Raw genomic sequence first — 17,415 nt, 5'->3', positions numbered from 1 at the left:
GTACGTCCCGGGGCGCACCGACCCCGCATGGCGATGACCTCCGCCTCTTGTTCTCCTTTTTCCATGAGTGACGAGAAGGTCGCCGGGCCGACCGAGGTCGACCTCCCCGAGGACGTCCTGCCGACCCACGACGACGAGCCGCACGTCGAGCAGAACGAGAACCGGCTCAACCGGCTCCGCGCCGGGGTGCTCGGCGCGAACGACGGGATCGTGTCGGTCGCGGGCATCGTCGTCGGCGTCGCCGGCGCGACGATCGAGAGCGGTCCGATCCTGACGGCGGGTGTCGCCGGCCTGGTCGCCGGTGCGGTGTCGATGGCGCTCGGGGAGTACGTGTCGGTGTCGAGCCAGCGCGACGCCGAGAAGTCCCTGCTGGCCAAGGAACGCCGGGAACTCGCCGAGGACCCCGAGGAGGAACTCGAGGAACTCGCCGCGATCTACCAGGCGAAGGGGCTGGCGCCGGAGACCGCGATGCAGGTGGCCCGCGAGCTCACCGAGCACGATGCCTTCGCGGCGCACGTCGAGGCGGAGTTGAAGATCGACCCCGACGACCTCACCAGCCCGACCCAGGCGGCGGTCACCTCGGCGATCGCGTTCACCCTCGGCGGGGTGCTGCCGCTGCTGGCGATCCTGCTCCCGCCCGCGTCGTGGCGGGTGCCGGTCTGCGTCGTCGCGGTGCTGGTCGCTCTCGGGATCGCAGGGTGGGCGGGTGCCCGCCTGGGGGGCGCCGCTCCGCTCAAGGCGATGCTGCGCGTGGTCATCGGCGGCGGTCTGGGCCTCGCGGTCACCTACGGCATCGGGCTGGCCCTGGGCACCGCCGTCGGGTGATCCCCGACGTGTCTATCGGGGTCGCACGATCCCGGCGAGCATCGTCCCGACCAGGAGCTGGGCCGTCCCGGTGGTGACGACCGGGTCCGCGGCCGCGAAGGCGCGGAGGGCCTCCTCGTCGTCGGTCTCGACCACTCCGAGACCGTAGGACCCGGAATCGTCGAGCACGGGCCCGAAGACCACCATCTGCCCGGAGTCGATGTAGGGCCGGCAGTGCGCCGCGTGCCGGCCCATCACCTCGCGTACCTCGACTGTCAGGGTCTGCGCGAAGTCCGGACGCGGACCCAGGAGCCGGAGCACAAACGTCGTCGCCCTCGGGGCGCTCTCACCGGTGGGTGTGCTCTCGTCGGTCGTGACCGGGGATCGTCCCGTGAAGCGAACCCCCCGCGATACCGGGGGCCACGGCTCACGAGTTGTCCGATGCGGGTCCATCCTTCCTGCTCCTCGCGGACCAGGACGTCCCGTCGGTTCGCTTCCTCGCCGCCCCACCTGCGAGGACACCCGGACCCGCGGGTCACGGCTGCGCGGTCGTCCACGCACGAACCCTCGCCACGGTCCGGCGTACCGGGCCGGAGGCCAGAACGGCCGCGCCCAGTGCGGCGAGGACGAGCCCGCCGAGGGCCCCGGTGACCGTCGCAAGCAGCAAGGACGGCCGGCCGGGTGGCAGGGACGGCTGTCGAACGACCTGGGTGGACGACCGGGCGGCCTGGCCCGCATCGGGGGTCTCGAGGACGGGCAGGACCCGGACGGCGGAGGTGGTGACGGCCTCCGCCGCACGCCGGGCGCTCTCGGGGCTCGAGCCGCGTACCTCGATCGTGATGGTCGAGGCGTCGTCGGGAGCCGAAGCCCTGACCTGCGACGACAGTGCTTCGACGGTCATGCCGAGCTCCCGGGCCGCCGGGAAGAGAACCACGTCGCTGGTCACGAGCTCGGCGTCGGTGGCCATCCGCTGGTTGACGTACTGGTTCGTACTCGCCGACGCCGCCGAACCCCGGGTGGCCTCGATCCCGGCGGAGAGCAGGACCTGGGAGGTCGACAGATCACCTGACGCAGCGGCGACGTCCGCGACCAGGAGACCCACACCGGCCCCGAGCAGGGCGCCGACGACCAACGCGCGCCATCGGCGACGCAGCAGGGCCCCGATCACGACGCGGCCGCGGCGGGCTCGGACCGCCCCTCCGCCAACCATCCGACCGCGATCATGGACCGGTCCAGGAGGAGGCGGAATCGTCGCCCGGGGATGTCCGGTCGGCGCCCCTCGGAGAGCAACTGCCACAGCGTGGTCATGACGGCGAGCGTGCGCCCCGGACCGTGTCAGGCCGATGAGAGCGGAGGACGTCCCTCCGGATGCAGGCCCTGCTTCTTCTCGCGGCGGGCCTGGATCACCTCGATGGCGATCGGGACCAGGGAGATCACGACGACGAGGATGAGCATCAGCTCGATGTTGTTCTTGACGAACTCGAACTGGCCCAGCGCCGCCCCGAGCAGCGTCACCCCGGCGGCCCAGAGCACGGCGCCGATCGCGGAGAAGGTGAAGAACCGCTTGGCGTCCATCCGCCCGACGCCCGCCATGACCGTGATGAAGGTCCGCACGATCGGCACGAAGCGGCCGAGCACGATGGCCCGGTTGCCGTACTTGTCGAAGAACTTCTGCGTGCGCTCGACGTTCTCCCGCTTGAACAGCTTCGAATTCGGCTTGTCGAAGATCGCGGGTCCGGCCTTGTAGCCGATCCCGTAGCCCACGACGTTGCCGGCGAACGCCGCGACCACGAGCACCACGCAGACCACCCACAGCGGGGTCCCGATCAGTCCCGTGGTGGCCGCAAGCCCGGAGATGAACAGCAGCGAGTCACCCGGCAGGAAGAACCCGATCAGCAGCCCGCACTCCGCGAAGAGGACGAGTGCCACGCCCAGCAGGGCCCAGGGCCCCAGGTCGGCGATGAGCGTCTGCGGGTCGAGCCAAGACGGGCCGAGCGCGACGAGGGACGAGCCGGCGGAGGAAGGGGCCACCGACCGCACGCTAGGTGCGGGCGGATGTGAACGGCATGTACGCCGTGCGCGACCGCCCGCGCATTGCACGCAGCCTCAGGCCCGTCGCCCCGAGGGCCCGTCATTCGCGCGCCGCGGCGTCGCCGTGTCCACCTCCGCTGCGAGCGCCGTCAGCCCGGCGTCAGGACGGTCGGCGAGGCGGGGGTCGAGACGCCGAGGGGCAATTCGATCAGGACGAGGGCGCCTCCGCCCGGTCGGTTGGTCGCCCGAGCTGTCCCGTCGTGGGCGCGGGCGATGGTGTCGACGATCGCCAGCCCGAGCCCGGACCCGCCATCGGCACGAGCGCGGGCGCCGTCGGCGCGACGGAACCGCTCGAAGGCGTGCGGGAGGAACTCGGCCGGGAAACCGGGACCGTCGTCGGCCACGCTCACGACGGCGAGATCCCCCCTGGTACGGATCGCGAGCACGATCACGGCGTGATCGGGCGAATGGCGCACCGCGTTGGCCAGCAGGTTGTCCAGGGCCTGTCGCAACCGGTCGGGGTCCACGGCGGCCACGAGTCTCGGAGGTGCCTCGACCACGATGTCGACGTCGCGCTGGTCACCGACGGCGGCAGCCGCCCGGGCGGCGTCGCGAGCGACGACCGGGACGTCGCAGGAGCCCAGCCGGAGGAACGGGGTGTCGCCGTCGGCGCGGGCGAGGGTGAGGAGGTCCTCGGCCAGCCGGATCAGGCGGTCGGTCTCCACGGCCGCCGAGGCGACCGCTTCCGCGAGCTCCGTGCGGTCTCGGCCGGGACGTCCGGCCAGTTCCAGCTCTGCGCGCAGGGTCGCGAGCGGGGTCCGCAGCTCGTGTCCGGCGTCGGCGACGAAGCCCCGCTGCCGCTCGAGGGCGTGGCGTTCCTGCGCCAGCGCGTGACGCTGCTGGTCGAGCAGTGCGTTGAGCGTGACAGCGAGCGCCGCGATCTCGTCGCGCGTCCCTGGAACGGCCAGATGGGCCCCGTCGTCGTGCGCGGCGAGGTCGGCGCTCTGCCGCCGCATCCGCTCCACGGGTCGCAGCGCGGCGCCGGAGAGCCACCACGCGCCGAGCCCGGCCAGGACGACCGCGACCGAACCACCCACCACGAGCCCGGTGTCGACGTGCTCGTCGGCGGTGTCCGCGATCTCGGTGCCGGTGCCCACCACCAGGACCAGACCGCCGTCGTCGGAGAGCACCGTCGCGAGGTAGCGGGTGCGGTCCTCGTCGTCGCCCAGCGTGAAGGCGTAGGGACCGCTCCCGTCGACCCGCCCGGCCAGCGTCCTCCCGATCGCGGCGGCGTCGAGCACCGGACCTCTGGCGAGGCCCGGGGTCGAGAGCAGGACCCGACCGTCGGTCGTCAGCACCTGCAGCGGCGCGTCGGTGCGGTCGACCCGCAGTCCGGCGAGCCCGCCCGCGGCGAACTGCTGCTCGACCATGGTCGCCCGACCGGTGAGCGCGATGTCGAGGGTGGCCTCCAGACTCGCCCGCAGCTGCAGGACGAACGCCAGCCCGACCACCGCGATGAGCGCCGCGGTACCGACCACGACCCCGAGCGCCAGACGTACCCGCAACGGCACGGTGTCCTCCGCCCGCTCAGCCGGCCACGGGCCGGTCGGTCGTCCCGGCCCGACCGACCGGGCGGAGTCGGTAGCCCGCGCCGCGCACCGTCTCCAGCATCTCGGTGCCGTAGGGCCGGTCGATCTTGCGGCGTAGGTAGGAGACGTACTGGTCGATGACGTTGGAGACGCCGTCGTAGGCGAAGTCCCAGACGTGCTCGAGGATTATGGTGCGGGAGAGCACCTCGTCGGGATGCCGCAGGAAGAGCTCGAGCAGGGCGAACTCCTTGGTGGACAGGGCGAGTTCGTCGCCCGCCCGCCATGCCCGGCGGCTGGCCGGGTCGAGACGCAGGTCCCCCACGGCCAGCACGGTCGGACGGTCGGCGGCGCCGCGGCGGATGAGCGCCCGCAACCGGGCCGCGAGCTCGCCGAAACTGAACGGCTTGGTGAGGTAGTCGTCCGCGCCGCCGTCGAGACCCCGGATCCGGTCGTCGACGGCGTCGCGGGCGGTCAGCATCAGGATCGGCGACCACCGCCCTGCCTCTCGCAGACCCCGGCACACCTCGAAGCCGTCGGCGCCGGGCAGCATGACGTCGAGGACCACGGCGTCGTAGTCGACCTCGCGGCCCTGCCAGAGGGCCTCCGGGCCGGTCGCGGCGACGTCGACGGCGTACCCGTCCTCCTCGAGGCCGCGGCGCAGCAGCGCCGCCATCCGCACCTCGTCCTCGACCACCAGCACCCGCACGCCCACGGACCCTAGGCGCCGACCGTGTACGTCGGATGAGAACGGTTCCCTGAGGCTTCTCACGGCCCTCTCATCGACCACCGGCGACAGTGCGACAAGCGCCGCCGTCCGTGAGCGGTCGGCTCGCCGTCGGAGGTCATCGCGCCGTGCTCGTCCCGTTGCGCCCCCGACTCCCGCCCTCCCCCGAGAGCGACATGCCTCCGACCGTCGTCCTGCCGGTCCCGGGTCGACGCCTCCGGACGATGCGGCGGGTCGCGGTCGCGACGCTGTCCGCCGCGGTCCTCATCGCCTGCGGGACGGGGTGGGCAGGCGCGCAGGGAGTACAGCGGGCCTCGGTCGTCGACGCCGCCCCGTCGACGCCCTCCGCGGAGCAGAACATCCTGCTGGTCGGGATCGACTCCCGCACCGACGCGCACGGCGAACCGCTGCCCGCCGCCACTCTCGCCGCGCTGCACGCCGGCGGCAGCAGCGACGGCGGGGACAACACCGACACCATGATCGTCATCCACGTCCCCGCCGGCGGCCGGGCCGCCACCGCGTTCTCGATCCCCCGCGACTCCTACGTCCACCTCGCCGGGGACTTCGGCGAGCACAAGATCAACACCGCGTACACCTACGGCTCGGTCGCCGCCCGCGCGAGCCTCGCCACCGACGGTGTCTCCGGCCCGGCCCTCACGGTCGCCGCCGACGAGGCCGGCGCACGCGAGGCCGTCGCCACCGTGCAGGACCTCACCGGGCTGCCCATCACCCACTACGCCGCCGTCGACCTCGCCGCCTTCGCCGCCATCAGCACCGCCGTCGGCGGAGTGCAGGTCTGCCTCACCTCCCCGACGCAGGACGACTACTCCGGCGCCGACTTCCCGGCCGGGGTCCAGACCGTCGAGGGCGCCTCCGCTCTCGCCTTCGTCCGGCAGCGCCACGGGCTTCCCAACGGCGACCTCGACCGCATCCGCCGCCAGCAAATGTTCATGGCCGCCCTGAGCGCAAAGGTGCTCTCGGCCGGGACCCTGGGCGACCCGGGCGCCCTCGCCGACATCCTCGCCGCGGTGCAGGACAACGTGGTCCTGGACCGCTCGTGGGACCTGCTCTCCTTCGCCCGACAGATGCAGGGCCTCACCGCGGGGGCCGTCACCTTCACCACCGTCCCCACCGGCTCGACGGACCTGTCGACCCCCGAGGACGGGACCGCGGTCGCGATCGACCCCGCCCAGGTGCGTTCCGCCATCGCGCAGACCATCGACCCCGCGGTCGCGCCCCGGAGCGACCCGCGGGTCGGCACCACGACTCCGGCCGATCGCGCGGCCTCCACCGGCGCGGGCGCGCCCCCCGCGCCGCCGATCTCGGCGGGTGCGGTGCCCTGCATCGCGTGACGACCTCCGCCTCACAGGTGGCGGTTCGACCGCCGCGTGTGCACGACCAGCAGCGCGCACGCCACGACGAGCACCGCGCTCCCGCCGCTCCACAGGAGCAGGCGGGCGGGATGGTCGGCGACGCTCGAGGCCGCGTCGGCGAGCGCGACCGTCCCGACCAGGACGTCCACCCCCGAAGTCAACCGCCCCGGCGTCGGGACGGCACCCGTCCGGCGAGCCCAGCACCCGCGGGCCGCCACGCCGAGGAAGAGCACGCCCACGAGGAAGAGGACCACCGCACCCGTCACCGTTCCACCGCCGACGTGGGGCGACGCCGAGCATGATCGGTCGCCACGGCATGGACCGTCCGTGCGGCGTCGGCCGGGTGCGTGAGGAGCAGATCGCACCCGACCACGGGCCGGTGAACCTCGGTGAAGCAGGCGATCAGCGGGCCGGCGAGGGCCCCGCGGAGCCGGAGCCGGCCGAGCGCCGCGGCGGTCCTCGGGTGGGTGACGACGACGGCGTGCGCGTCCACCCCGAGACGCGACGCCACCTGCGAGGCCGCCCGCTCGAAACCCGTGGCTTCCCGCCGACGGGCGAGTCGGCGGAGTGGGTGCGACCGCGCGGCCCCGGCGACCCGGGGCAGATCGACCCACCAGCCGGCGGCGTGCAGCTGCCGCGCGAGCTCGTCCGCCTCGTCGTCGCCGGGCTCGCCGAATCCGGCGGACACGATCACGATGCGGGCATTCGGTGGCAGCGCGGCACGGGCCGACCCGCGACCGTCCGGTTCCGGCATGGTCGCCACCGTGGTGCCGGATCGATGTGACCGTGATGAGAGCCCGCGGCGCACATCGTCCTCTCATCACCCGACGACGACCCTCGGTTCCGTGATGGTCCCCCGTGCCGACGTCTCCCCCGACGTCTCCTGGTTCCTCGCGGTCAACCGCGTCGCTCGCGCCACGCCCGCCCTGCATCCCCTCGTTGCCGCCTACGCCCTCTGGGCCGGGCCGACACTGCTCGTGCTCGTGGTGGCCGTCGTGTGGTGGCGGGCCCGCCGGACACCGGACCCCGTACCCGCCGTGACCACGACCGTCCTGATCGGGATCGGCACCGTCGTCGCCCTCCTCGTGTGCCAGGACCTGGTGTCGGGGCTGATCGCGCGGGCCCGACCCTGCACCGAGCTGCCGGGGGTGCAGGTCCTGCTGACCTGCAGTCCCGACTTCTCGATGCCCAGCGACCACGCCGTGATCGGAGGCGCGATCGCCGGTGGCCTGTGGCTGGTGCACCGCCGCTGGGCCGTCGTCGCCACGGTGCTCGCGCTCCTGCTGGCCGCCGCCCGGGTCTACGTCGGGGTGCACTTCCCGAGCGACGTCGCCGTCGGCCTCGCCTTCGGCGCCGTCATCAGCATGGCGGTCGTGAGGCTGGGCCACCGTCCCGCGCAACGCCTCGTCGGGGCGGTCGGGCGCGGACCCGCTCGGTGGCTGGTGCACGCCGACGGCCGTGAGCCTGAGGTCGCCGAGCATGCTGTGGCCGCACCCAGGTCCTGACCGCCGGCTTCCGGGAGGACACCATGACGGCTCCCGTCCCCGCCCGGGCCATCGGCTGGCAGCCGGCCGCGGGACGGCTCCGGCCGGTCGCCTCCGTCGTTGCTCTGGCCCTCGCCGTGATCGTCCTGGCGCTGCTGTGGGTCGGCGTGGCCTCCGGGACGCTGCTCGCCACCCTCGACCCGGGCGTGGACGCGTGGGTGGTGGCGACGAGACCGGAGCCGCTCGTGGTCGCGGCCCGGATCGTCAGCGAGGTCGGCCAACCCGCCGTCATGATCGCAGTGATGCTGCTCGGCGGGCTGCTGATCGCGCGCGCCGCACGGTCGTGGTGGCCTGCGGTCGCGGCAGCGGTCGCCGCGGCGCTGCTCGCCGTCGCCGACAACGGTGTCAAGGTGATCGTGGCCCGGCCCCGGCCCCCGCTGGCCTGGCACGCGATGTCCGCCCAGGGTCTGTCGTTCCCCTCGGGCCACGCCCTGTGGTCCGCCGGCGCGGCACTGCTGTTGGTCCTGCTCCTCGACCCACGTCGACACGCAGCCTTCCGGATGACGACCGTCCTCGCCGTGGTCGTCGCGGTCGCCGTCGCGGCATCGCGGATCGTCGTGGCCGTGCACTACCCCGGCGACGTCCTCGCCGGCTGGTGCCTGGCCGTGCTCGCGGACGGGATCGCCGTGGCCGTCGTCCTGCGCGTCCGAAGCTCCGGCGTTGTTCGGGGCCCCGCGATCGGCCTCGCCCGTGATCAGTGGTGATGGTGGTCCATGAAGGCCATCAGATCCGCCGGGAGGACCGAGAACGGTCGCATCATCTCCATGTCCTCGTGCTCGATGATGTGACAGTGGTACATGTAGCGGCCGGAATGGGCCCCGAAGTTGCCGGCGATGGTGACCATCTCGGCCGAATGGACGGCATCGGTGGCCTCGTCCCTCCTCCCCGGATCGACGCGGAAGGTGTCCTTCCAGCCTTTCTCGTTGGCGTCCAGTGTGACCTTCGCGTCGTCCGGGTCGGTCGAGGCGAGCAGGTCGAATTGCCTCTCCGATCCGGGGTCGAGCGTTCCATGAGCCGGAACCAATCGACGGCGTGAGATCGCCTGGAACTGCGTCAGGTGGACGTGGAACGGGTGGGTGTCCGGACTGAGGTTGAGGATCTTCCACAGGTGCCAGCCGTGCTGGGTCGCCATCACCCTCGTGGCGTCGTTGAACCGTTTCCCGCACGTGACGTAGACCGTCGGATCCCCGGGCAGTGTGAGCTGGAGACCCGCAGGGACGGGCATCACCGCAGTGGCGTCGTTCGGATCGACGACCAGCATCGTCTGGGCGTGCATGTTGATGCCATCCCGATCGGCCACCTCGACGGGGATCAACTCGTGGAGGACGAGCATCGTCCGGGAGACGATTGATTGGTCGTCGCGCTTCCGCGGCTCGCCGTGATCGTCGTACACGACCGGCGATTCCTCGACCATGGCGAGCAGGGTGTGGCCGTGATCGGACGGGAGCCGCTCGTGATCGGTCGGGAGAGAACGGAACTCGGGGTCGAGGGGCATGCCCTGGATCAGGCAGTCGTCGAGATGGGGACGAGCCGGCTCGTTCTGCAGCTCGAACCGCATGACCTGAGGGACCGGGAGTAGCCCGTCGGGCGAGGGCTCGTGGAGTTGGATCGGGTCGCGCGGTTTCTGGCCGTTCCACGGCGCGGGCGCCGAGTTCCACACCACGACATGCGTGTCCTCCGGGTCGAGCAGGCCGAGGTCGACGAGGAGATCCGCCCGCTCGGCCGGGGCGAGGACCAGACCACCGGGCGGCAGGTCGATCGCCGCGCCGAGCAGTCCTCCGTCCGTTCCGATCTGCTGGACGGCGGCCGTCGGTAGCGGCACTCCGGCCTCGCCGTCGGTGGTCGTCGTGTGGAGGTGGAGACGAAGAGTGCGGGCGTTGCAGGCGTTGAGCACGCGCAGGCGGATGACCCGTCGAGGGACGGAGCAGCGGGGCCAGGCCAGCCCGTTGACCAGCGTGACCGGCCCGAAGAACTCGCGGACGTCGGTGGTGACCTTGTGTAGAAGACGGCCTGTCAGCTCCCCGTTCTCGGTACCGTCGACGGTCTCGAGGTTGCGGTCGGAGATGACAAGAGGGATTTCCCGGCCCGGGTCGGTCGGGAGACCGAGGTGGTGTTCTAGCGGGTCGCGGACCAGCCATGCTCCGGCGAGGCCGGCGAACACGTTGAAGCGGGTCACCCCCATACCGTGATCGTGGTACCAGTACATCGGCGCCGCCCCCGATCGGAACGACGTCGTGGTTTCATCGTCGGCGTGGAGCATCGGCCACGTCTCGCGAGTGAACTGGTAGGTGTCACGACGCTCCTCGCCGCAACCGATGACGTTCTCCGCCCAGCCGTCGCTGCCCGGTTCGCTCGGCGCGCCATGCAGATGGGCAACCGTGTAGGCGTGCAGGGCCGCCGCCCGCTTGGCCTCCTCGACGTCGTCGAGGTCAGGACTGGCATCGCCGGAGCCGGTGTGGTTCATCGGTGTTCCGTTACCCAGGGCTGGGCTCACGGTGACGACGTGGGCATAGGGCAGTCGGCCATTGATGTCGTGGTCGTGGACAACGTCCACCTCGTCGTCGCTGCGCACCTCGATCACCGGTCCAGGCAGGGTCCCGTCGTAGGCCCAGACCGGTGTCGGCGGCAGGTCCGGATGCAGAACGACGTCGGTCGCACGTTGTTCGATCCGGGCCGGAGTCGACGAGGGGCGTAGACGACGACGCCGGGGCCGGGGCATCTCGGCGGCGCGATCGAACAATTCGGTCGGCTTGGACAGCTTGTCGAAACTGGTCACCACGAACTCCGCTCGAACTCGGCAACGCCACAGGCTCTGCGACGGAACGTCATCTTCCAGCGAAGATTCGCGAGCCGTATGGGCCGTTCGAGCGAATACGCTTATCAATGACTTAACGACCTGACCTCACCGTGACCGCGGATGCACCCGCGGCGAGAGCGACTACTCACGAAAATGGTCACACCGCACCAAAGTCACAAACAAGGCGATTCGCAACCTGCAGGGGACCGCAGAGGCCGTCCGACCGAGTCCACTGCCTCCTCGCTTCAGCGTCGATCGTCCGGGACGACGACGATCTTGCCGACGTGTTCGCGGCGTAGGAACCGTGCCTGCGCCTCCACGATCGACGAGAGGGGGAAGCGCGCCGCGACCCGGGGCCGGACATCGCCGGCCCGGGCGTGCTCGACCAGCTTCGCGAAATGGGCGGGAGTGTGCATCGTCGACCCGATCAGCTTCCGGTTGTGCAGGTAGAGCCGGCGCAGGTCGATCGCCGGGACCGCGCCCGCCACCGCTCCGGCGACGACGGCTCGCCCTCCGGGACGCAACACATCGATCAGGCGTGCGAGCTGGTCTCCGCCCACGACGTCGATCACCGCGTCGACCCCGTCCGGATGGGTCGCGTGGACCGCGGTGACGACGTCGTGGGCGGGACCAGAGCGATCGAGGGTCGTCATCGCGCCTGCGCTCTCCACCAGGGCGGCCTTGGCGTGCTCGGTGACCGCGGTGACCCGGGCTCCGCGCGCTGCGGCCAGTCCCACAGCGGCCAGACCCACCCCACCCGACGCCCCGGTGACCACGACCGTCTCCCCGGCCAGCACCCCGCCCCGCTCCAGCATCCCCATCGCGGTCCCGGACGCGATCGGCAGACAGGCCAGCTGCTCGTCGTCCAGGGGCGAGTCGGTGACGTCGTGCACGCGATCGACGTCCACGACCACGTACTCGGCGAACCCGCCGTCGTACTCGCTGCCCATGACCGCCACGATCGCCGCGTCTGGACCGGAGTCCGCGTAGCGGGCGGGATCGACCAGCACACGACGCCCGACGAGGCCATCGACCACGCCCGGACCGACCGCCTCGACCACACCGGCCACGTCGCCGCCCTGTATCCGGGGGAAGGCGATCGGCCCAAGCCAGCCCGCCCGTGCGTCCGGATCATCGGCGGTGCCGTAGGCACCCTCCCGCGTCCACACGTCGGTGTTGTTCAGCGCCGCGGCGACCACACGGACCCGGACCTGCGCTCGGGCCGGATGCGGGACCGGGAGGTCGTGCCGGACGACCAGGACCTCCGGCCCACCGAACGCCGTCAGGACGACGCCCGTCATCGTGGCCTCGCCGGTCATGGTGGTCTCGTCAGGCATGGGTCACCCGCCGACCAGGGAGTCGAGGGCGGCGCGCAGGCGGGTGCCTGCGTCGGCGGCGGTGTCGGCGAGGTCGGCCTGCTCGCCGGCGGCCATGCCGAGGAGAGCGCCGGGGTCGACGGCCTGCACGATGGTGCGGCCTTCGGCGCGGCGGACGGTGACGTTGCACGGCAGCAGGAGCCCGACCTCGGGGCTGGCACTGAGCGCGGCGTGGGCAAGGCGGGGGTTGCAGGCGCCGAGGATCGTGTAGTCGTCGACCTGCTCGCCGAGCTTGGCCGCGAGGGTGGCCTTGATGTCGATGGTGGTCAGCACCCCGAAGCCCTGCTCGCCGAGGGCGGCGGTGACGGCGTCGATGGCGGCGGCGTGGTCGAGGTCAACCTCGACGGTGTGCGCGATCTGCATGCTGGTCGTCCTTCCTCGCAGGACCCGGACCGCTGCGGTGGCCGGGGTCACGACCCTACCGGAATACCCCCGGGGGTACGCTGGTTGGCGAGAGAGCAAGCCCACGGACCCACCGCGGGCGGCCGGGACGGAGAACGCCATGCAGGTACAGGCCGCACAGCTCACCGACGTCGTCGCCCGACTGCGCCGGGTCGAGGGCCAGATCAGCGGAATCATCCGCATGATCGAGGACGGCCGCGAGTGCAAGGACGTGGTCACCCAGCTCGCCGCCGCGTCCCGCGCGCTCGACAAGGCCGGCTTCAAGATCATCTCGACCGGACTTAAGCACTGCATGACCGAGAACGACGAGGGCGAGCAGGTCGTCAACGTCGCCGAGCTCGAGCGCCTCTTCCTGTCCCTGGCCTGACCGGCCCACCACCCAGCCCGAACCCGCTCCGGCGGGTTCCCGTCTCGACGGTAGATACCCTACCGGGTAGGGAACCAGCATGATCGACGTCCACACCATCGCCACCTCGAGCCTCGGAGACCGCAGCTACCTCGCCCACGACGGCGAGGTCGCCCTCGTGATCGACCCGCAACGCGACATCGACCGCGTCCTCGCCCTGGCCGACGAGCTCGGCGTGCGCATCACCCACGTCGCCGAGACCCACATCCACAACGACTACGTCACCGGCGGCCTCGAACTCGCCCGCCGCCTCGACGCGACCTACCTCGTCGACGCCCGCGACGACGTCGCCTTCGACCGCACCCCCGCCCGCGAGGGCGACGACATCGCCGTCGGCGGCATGCGGCTGCGCCCGATCGCCACCCCCGGCCACACCCACCACCACCTGTCCTACGCCCTGGCCGACGAGGCGGGGCAGGTCGAGGCGGTGTTCACCGGCGGATCGATGCTCTACGGCACCACCGGGCGCACGGACCTGGTCTCCCCCGACGACACCGTCGAGCTGACCCACGCCCAGTACCACTCGGTGCGTCGCCTGGTCGACGAGCTGCCCGCCGACGCGACCGTGTTCCCCACCCACGGGTTCGGCAGCTTCTGCTCGGCCACCCCACCGTCGGGCGAGGCCTCCACCGTCGGCGAGCAGCGCAGCACCAACCCCGCGCTCACCTCCGACGAGCAGGACTTCGTCGACACCCTGATCGCCGGGCTCGGCGCCTACCCCGCCTACTACGCGCGGATGGCGCCCACGAACTCCGCCGGACCGGCGCCCGTCGACCTGTCGCTGCCCGAGCCGCTCTCCCCCGACGAACTCCGCGGCCGGCTGGAGAAGGGCCTCACCGAGGGCCAGTGGGTGGTCGACCTGCGCGAGCGCACCGCCTTCGCCGGGAAGCACCTCGCCGGGTCGCTGTCCTTCCAGCTCGCCCAGCCCTTCGTCACCTACCTCGGCTGGCTGCTGCCCGACGACGCCGACCTCACCCTCATCGGAGAGTCCGAGGAGCAGGTCGCCGACGCCCGCCGCGAACTCGTGCGCATCGGGATCGACCGCCTCGCCGGTGCCGCGACCGGCCCGATCGAGGACCTCGCCGGCGGCGCCGACCTGGCGTCCTACCGGGTCTCGGACTTCGCCGGCCTGGCCGACCGTGACCCGGCCCAGGTGGTCGTCGTCGACGCCCGCACCGAGAACGAGCGCGCCGGCGGGGGCGTCGCCGGCTCGATCCACCTCCCGCTGCACGAGCTCCTCACCCGCCGCGACGAGATTCCCGACGGCGAGGTCTGGCTCTACTGCGGCTCCGGCTACCGCGCCTCGATCGCCGCGTCCCTGCTCGCCGCCGAGCCCGGACGCGACCGCGACCTCGTCGTCGTGAACGACGACTGGCCCCACGCCGCCCAGGCCGGGCTCTCCGTCGTCCGCGACGACGAGCGCCGCGCCGCCTGAGCACCGCCGACCGAGCAGCGCCGACCGAGCAGCGCCACCTGGAACCGAGGGGTCCCGACTCCCCCCGACGGGACCCCGCACCCGGGGTGGCCCGGCCGCGCGCCTGCACCGGGCCACCCCTCCACCTCCCCGACCCCGCCTCCCCGACCCCGGAGAAACCCGTGACCTCATCGTCCACCGTGTCCGCCGCTCAACTCCTCGCCTGGCAGTCCACGTCGGATGCCGCGCCGCTGGTCATCGACGTCCGCAGCGCCGCCGAGTTCGACGCCGTCCACGTCCGCGGCGCCTACCACGTGCCGCTGGCCACCCTCGGCGAGCACACCCGCGAGCTCGCCGACCACCTCGCCCACGACGACCGCGTCGTGCTCGTCTGCCAGTCCGGGGTCCGCGCCGAACAGGGCCGCCGCCACCTCGCCGCCGTCGGCCTCGAGCACGCCCAGGTCCTCCACGGCGGGGTCGCCGCCTACGAGCAGGCCGGCGGCGACGTCGTCCGCGGCCGCCGCGCCTGGGCCCTCGAACGCCAGGTCCGCCTCACCGCCGGCACTCTCGTCGTCACCGGCCTCGCCGCCGGGCGACTCCTGACCCCCAGGGCCCGGCTGCTCGCCGCCGGGATCGGGACCGGACTCGCCGTCTCCGCCCTCACCGACACCTGCGCCGTGGGCGCCGCCCTCGCCCGGATGCCGTGGAACCGCGACCACACCGACCCCGAGCCCGGCGACACCCTCGACCGGCTCGCCCGACGCACCCGGGCAGCGTGAGCCGTGCTCGCCCTCGCCGCCCTGTTCGGCGCCGTCATCGGCGCCCTGCTCGGCCTCGTCGGCGGCGGAGGCGGCATCCTCGCCGTCCCCACCCTGGTCTATGGCCTCGGGCTCCCCCTGGCCGCCGCGGTCCCCGCCTCCCTCGTCGTCGTCGGATCCGCCTCGGCGGTCGCCGTCGCCCCCCGCGCCCGCCGCGAGGTCAACTGGCGCATCGCCGGGATCGTCGGCGCCGCCGGCATCCCCACCGCCCTGCTCGGCGGTCTCGCCAACCACCACCTCGACCCGCAGATCCTCCTGCTGGTCTTCGCCGCGATCATGGTCGCCGCGGCGGCCCGCATGCTGCGGTCGACGACCGAGACCGGCGGCGTCTGCGACCTCCCCGGCGGCGGCGTCGCCTGGCGACGCTGCCTGCCCCGCGCGATCCTCACCGGCCTGGTCGTCGGATTCCTCACCGGGCTGCTCGGCGTCGGCGGCGGGTTCCTGCTCGTCCCCGCCCTGATCATCGCCCTCGGGCTGCGCACCCCGAACGCCGTCGCGACCTCACTGGTCATCATCGTCGTCAACTCGATCGCCGGCCTGACGCCCTACCTCGTCGCCGGACGCGGCACCGGCGCCATGAACTGGCCCGTCATCGCCGTCTTCGCCCTCGCCGCGATCCTCGTGTCCCTCCCCGCCGGACGCCTCGCCCGACGCGTCCCCGCCGCCGGGCTGCGCCGCGGGTTCGCCGTCCTCGTCCTGCTCGTCGCCGCCGGCGTCACCGTCCAGGCCATCACCGCCCTCACCACCTGAACACCCACCACGAAAGGACACCCGCCATGACCGTCCCGGAGATCACCGTCGACGACGTCGCCGCCACGCAGGAGACCGACGCCACCATCCTGATCGACGTCCGCGACCCCGAGGAATACGCCGCCGGCCACATCCCCGGCGCACGACTCGTCCCCCTCCCCCAGCTCGCCGACCACCTCCCCGAACTGCGCGACGCCCGAGAGCTGCAGGTCGTGTGCCAGAGCGGGAACCGCAGCGCCCGCGCCGTCGAATACCTCACCGAACACGGCGTCCCCGCTGTCTCCGTCGTCGGCGGAACCAAGGCCTGGATCGACGCGGGCCATCCGGTGCGCACGACGTAGACCACCAACCTGTCCCTGCAACGGGTCCTCGCCGATCGCAGACGCCGTATGTCGATCCGCTGGCGATTCCGATCGCAACAAGGCTGATCGAGGCGGGCCCTGTTCCGGAAGCCGTCCTCCCGACCACCGAGGACGGCGATCGAGAGGACCAGCCCCTCCGGCTGCGTTGCTGAACCAGACCTCCGACATGGCTCTCGGCCACATCGCGCGGACCGGCTCCCAACGTCCGGACAACCAGGAACTACCCGGACGCCTCCACGGCGTAAGCGCTCATCCGATCGTCAGTGGTGTCGACACCGCCCACCGGCCCACCCACGGGCTCGCTCACGGGAGTGGAGCACCCTCGTCGATGATCGGGGTCACCGAGACCGGCTCCAGCCTTCTTCACCCCGGAGACGGCTCCCTAGCGACCGGGGTATCGCGTCGGGCCGGTCGACGGTCCACGCCCCGGCCCTCCTCTCGCGCGGCGGGTCGCTCCCGAGTTGAGCATGGACGCGCTGCGGCGGTGGTGTCAGGAGCGGGGCGTGACTTTCCCCGTGGCGTCGTGGCAGCTCGTGCTCGCCGCCGACGGAGCGAGCGACAACCGGTGGCTGGCCGGCGCCGTCGCCCGTCTCCCCGCGCAGCGGTTCCGTTCGCTGCACCAGCTGTTGGCCGAGGTGGAGAAACAGGCTGGGCGGACCCGGTCGCCGGGCCGCCCCTCGGGGGCAGTTTCAACGGGCTCGAGTCCCTCCGACGAGCAGACGTGACCCACAGATGGTCGACGTCGGGCGGGTGGCGCTGTGCCGGCGCGCGTCACCCGGCGCTCCGTCCGCCGCCAGGCTCCCCACCGCGCTGCGGTCGCCGCCCTGGCTCGCGCAGCAGCGACAACATCGGCCGCAGCCCTCCCTCCCCCGACGAGGACCGGGGCTGCGAGACCTGGCGGTGTGGCCACACCGCGCCGGCGAGGAGCAGCGTGCCGACCATGACGACGCCGGCAGCGAGCAGGAACACCGCCGGCTCCCAGAGGTCCAACAGGAAGCCCCCACCGTTGAGAGCCCCACCCAACC

Annotated in this window: 22 protein-coding genes; 10 read left to right on the top strand and 12 right to left on the bottom strand. The window is 72.5% G+C overall.

Annotation, left to right across the window (positions count from 1 at the left end; translation table 11 throughout):
• The first annotated feature begins 63 nt into the window (after positions 1-63).
• Entirely contained in the window at positions 64-825 is a 762-nt protein-coding gene (locus LN037_RS28885) for a VIT1/CCC1 transporter family protein (RefSeq protein WP_230759987.1), read from the top strand.
• Positions 826-837: 12 nt separating this feature from the next.
• On the opposite strand, the gene LN037_RS28880 is transcribed toward LN037_RS28885, so the two are convergent.
• From LN037_RS28880 to LN037_RS28855, 6 genes are all read right to left on the bottom strand, one after another.
• Positions 838-1,125: a YciI family protein gene (locus LN037_RS28880; RefSeq protein WP_230759984.1), complete on the bottom strand. Its 288-nt coding sequence runs from the start codon at positions 1,123-1,125 to the stop codon at positions 838-840.
• A gap of 214 nt (positions 1,126-1,339) precedes the next feature.
• Positions 1,340-1,972: a YveK family protein gene (locus LN037_RS28875; RefSeq protein ID WP_230759982.1), complete on the bottom strand. Its 633-nt coding sequence runs from the start codon at positions 1,970-1,972 to the stop codon at positions 1,340-1,342.
• Positions 1,969-2,112 (bottom strand): hypothetical protein, encoded by a 144-nt coding sequence (locus LN037_RS28870; RefSeq protein WP_230759980.1) that lies wholly within the window; start codon positions 2,110-2,112, stop codon positions 1,969-1,971. Before LN037_RS28870 ends, LN037_RS28875 begins: the two co-directional genes overlap by 4 nt.
• Positions 2,113-2,139: 27 nt before the next feature.
• Positions 2,140-2,835 carry a DedA family protein gene (locus tag LN037_RS28865; protein ID WP_230759978.1) on the bottom strand — a complete coding sequence of 232 codons (696 nt, stop codon included), beginning with the start codon at positions 2,833-2,835 and terminating at the stop codon, positions 2,140-2,142.
• 149 nt (positions 2,836-2,984) lie between these two features.
• Positions 2,985-4,406: a sensor histidine kinase gene (locus LN037_RS28860; RefSeq protein WP_230759976.1), complete on the bottom strand. Its 1,422-nt coding sequence runs from the start codon at positions 4,404-4,406 to the stop codon at positions 2,985-2,987.
• Between the two features lie 16 nt (positions 4,407-4,422).
• Complete coding sequence (locus tag LN037_RS28855) at positions 4,423-5,130, bottom strand: response regulator transcription factor (protein WP_230759974.1); 708 nt, start codon at positions 5,128-5,130, stop codon at positions 4,423-4,425.
• A 194-nt stretch (positions 5,131-5,324) separates the two neighbouring features.
• On the opposite strand from LN037_RS28855, the gene LN037_RS28850 reads away from it, so the two are divergent.
• Positions 5,325-6,500, top strand: a complete 1,176-nt coding sequence (locus LN037_RS28850) for an LCP family protein (RefSeq protein WP_230759972.1) — start codon at positions 5,325-5,327, stop codon at positions 6,498-6,500.
• 11 nt (positions 6,501-6,511) lie between these two features.
• Here the strand turns inward: LN037_RS28850 and LN037_RS28845 are convergent, their stop codons facing one another.
• Positions 6,512-6,787 (bottom strand): hypothetical protein, encoded by a 276-nt coding sequence (locus LN037_RS28845; RefSeq protein WP_230759970.1) that lies wholly within the window; start codon positions 6,785-6,787, stop codon positions 6,512-6,514.
• Positions 6,784-7,275: a hypothetical protein gene (locus LN037_RS28840; protein ID WP_230759969.1), complete on the bottom strand. Its 492-nt coding sequence runs from the start codon at positions 7,273-7,275 to the stop codon at positions 6,784-6,786. The genes LN037_RS28845 and LN037_RS28840 overlap by 4 nt, the downstream gene beginning before the upstream one ends.
• A 94-nt stretch (positions 7,276-7,369) precedes the next feature.
• Here LN037_RS28840 and LN037_RS28835 point away from each other — a divergent pair, with 94 nt between their 5' ends.
• Together LN037_RS28835 and LN037_RS28830 are read left to right on the top strand one after the other, a co-directional pair.
• Positions 7,370-8,026: a phosphatase PAP2 family protein gene (locus LN037_RS28835; RefSeq protein ID WP_230760011.1), complete on the top strand. Its 657-nt coding sequence runs from the start codon at positions 7,370-7,372 to the stop codon at positions 8,024-8,026.
• 23 nt (positions 8,027-8,049) lie between these two features.
• Positions 8,050-8,769, top strand: a complete 720-nt coding sequence (locus tag LN037_RS28830) for a phosphatase PAP2 family protein (RefSeq protein WP_230759967.1) — start codon at positions 8,050-8,052, stop codon at positions 8,767-8,769.
• On the opposite strand, the gene LN037_RS33930 is transcribed toward LN037_RS28830, so the two are convergent.
• The 3 genes from LN037_RS33930 to LN037_RS28815 all read right to left on the bottom strand — a co-directional run bounded on the left by LN037_RS33930 (position 8,760) and on the right by LN037_RS28815 (position 12,601).
• The gene (locus LN037_RS33930; RefSeq protein WP_230759965.1) at positions 8,760-10,841 is read right to left on the bottom strand and encodes a multicopper oxidase family protein; all 2,082 of its coding nucleotides are present in this window, start codon (positions 10,839-10,841) and stop codon (positions 8,760-8,762) included. The two genes, LN037_RS28830 and LN037_RS33930, sit on opposite strands and share 10 nt — an antisense overlap.
• Positions 10,842-11,107: 266 nt before the next feature.
• On the bottom strand, positions 11,108-12,199 hold the full coding sequence (locus LN037_RS28820; RefSeq protein WP_230759963.1) for a zinc-binding dehydrogenase: 1,092 nt from the start codon (positions 12,197-12,199) through the stop codon (positions 11,108-11,110).
• Between the two features lie 3 nt (positions 12,200-12,202).
• Positions 12,203-12,601: a DUF302 domain-containing protein gene (locus LN037_RS28815; RefSeq protein WP_230759961.1), complete on the bottom strand. Its 399-nt coding sequence runs from the start codon at positions 12,599-12,601 to the stop codon at positions 12,203-12,205.
• Between the two features lie 139 nt (positions 12,602-12,740).
• On the opposite strand from LN037_RS28815, the gene LN037_RS28810 reads away from it, so the two are divergent.
• From LN037_RS28810 to LN037_RS28785, 6 genes are all read left to right on the top strand, one after another.
• Positions 12,741-13,007: a metal-sensitive transcriptional regulator gene (locus tag LN037_RS28810; protein ID WP_230759959.1), complete on the top strand. Its 267-nt coding sequence runs from the start codon at positions 12,741-12,743 to the stop codon at positions 13,005-13,007.
• Positions 13,008-13,086: 79 nt separating this feature from the next.
• Positions 13,087-14,481, top strand: coding sequence for a rhodanese-like domain-containing protein (locus LN037_RS28805; protein ID WP_230759957.1), 1,395 nt, complete (start codon positions 13,087-13,089; stop codon positions 14,479-14,481).
• Positions 14,482-14,642: 161 nt separating this feature from the next.
• The gene (locus tag LN037_RS28800) at positions 14,643-15,239 is read left to right on the top strand and encodes a rhodanese-like domain-containing protein (RefSeq protein WP_230759955.1); all 597 of its coding nucleotides are present in this window, start codon (positions 14,643-14,645) and stop codon (positions 15,237-15,239) included.
• 3 nt (positions 15,240-15,242) lie between these two features.
• The gene (locus LN037_RS28795) at positions 15,243-16,028 is read left to right on the top strand and encodes a sulfite exporter TauE/SafE family protein (protein ID WP_230759954.1); all 786 of its coding nucleotides are present in this window, start codon (positions 15,243-15,245) and stop codon (positions 16,026-16,028) included.
• Positions 16,029-16,054: 26 nt separating this feature from the next.
• Complete coding sequence (locus LN037_RS28790) at positions 16,055-16,369, top strand: rhodanese-like domain-containing protein (RefSeq protein WP_230759952.1); 315 nt, start codon at positions 16,055-16,057, stop codon at positions 16,367-16,369.
• A 524-nt stretch (positions 16,370-16,893) separates the two neighbouring features.
• Positions 16,894-17,115 (top strand): hypothetical protein, encoded by a 222-nt coding sequence (locus tag LN037_RS28785; protein ID WP_230759950.1) that lies wholly within the window; start codon positions 16,894-16,896, stop codon positions 17,113-17,115.
• Between the two features lie 46 nt (positions 17,116-17,161).
• Here LN037_RS28785 and LN037_RS28780 read toward each other — a convergent pair whose 3' ends face one another.
• Entirely contained in the window at positions 17,162-17,380 is a 219-nt protein-coding gene (locus tag LN037_RS28780; RefSeq protein WP_230759948.1) for a hypothetical protein, read from the bottom strand.
• Positions 17,381-17,415 lie beyond the last annotated feature (35 nt).

Origin of the sequence: Actinomycetospora soli, from assembly GCF_021026295.1 — a bacterium.
Classification (GTDB): Bacteria; Actinomycetota; Actinomycetes; order Mycobacteriales; family Pseudonocardiaceae; genus Actinomycetospora; species Actinomycetospora soli.
Note: the sequence above shows the minus strand (reverse complement) of the source record. Positions and strands in the feature narration are given on the sequence as shown.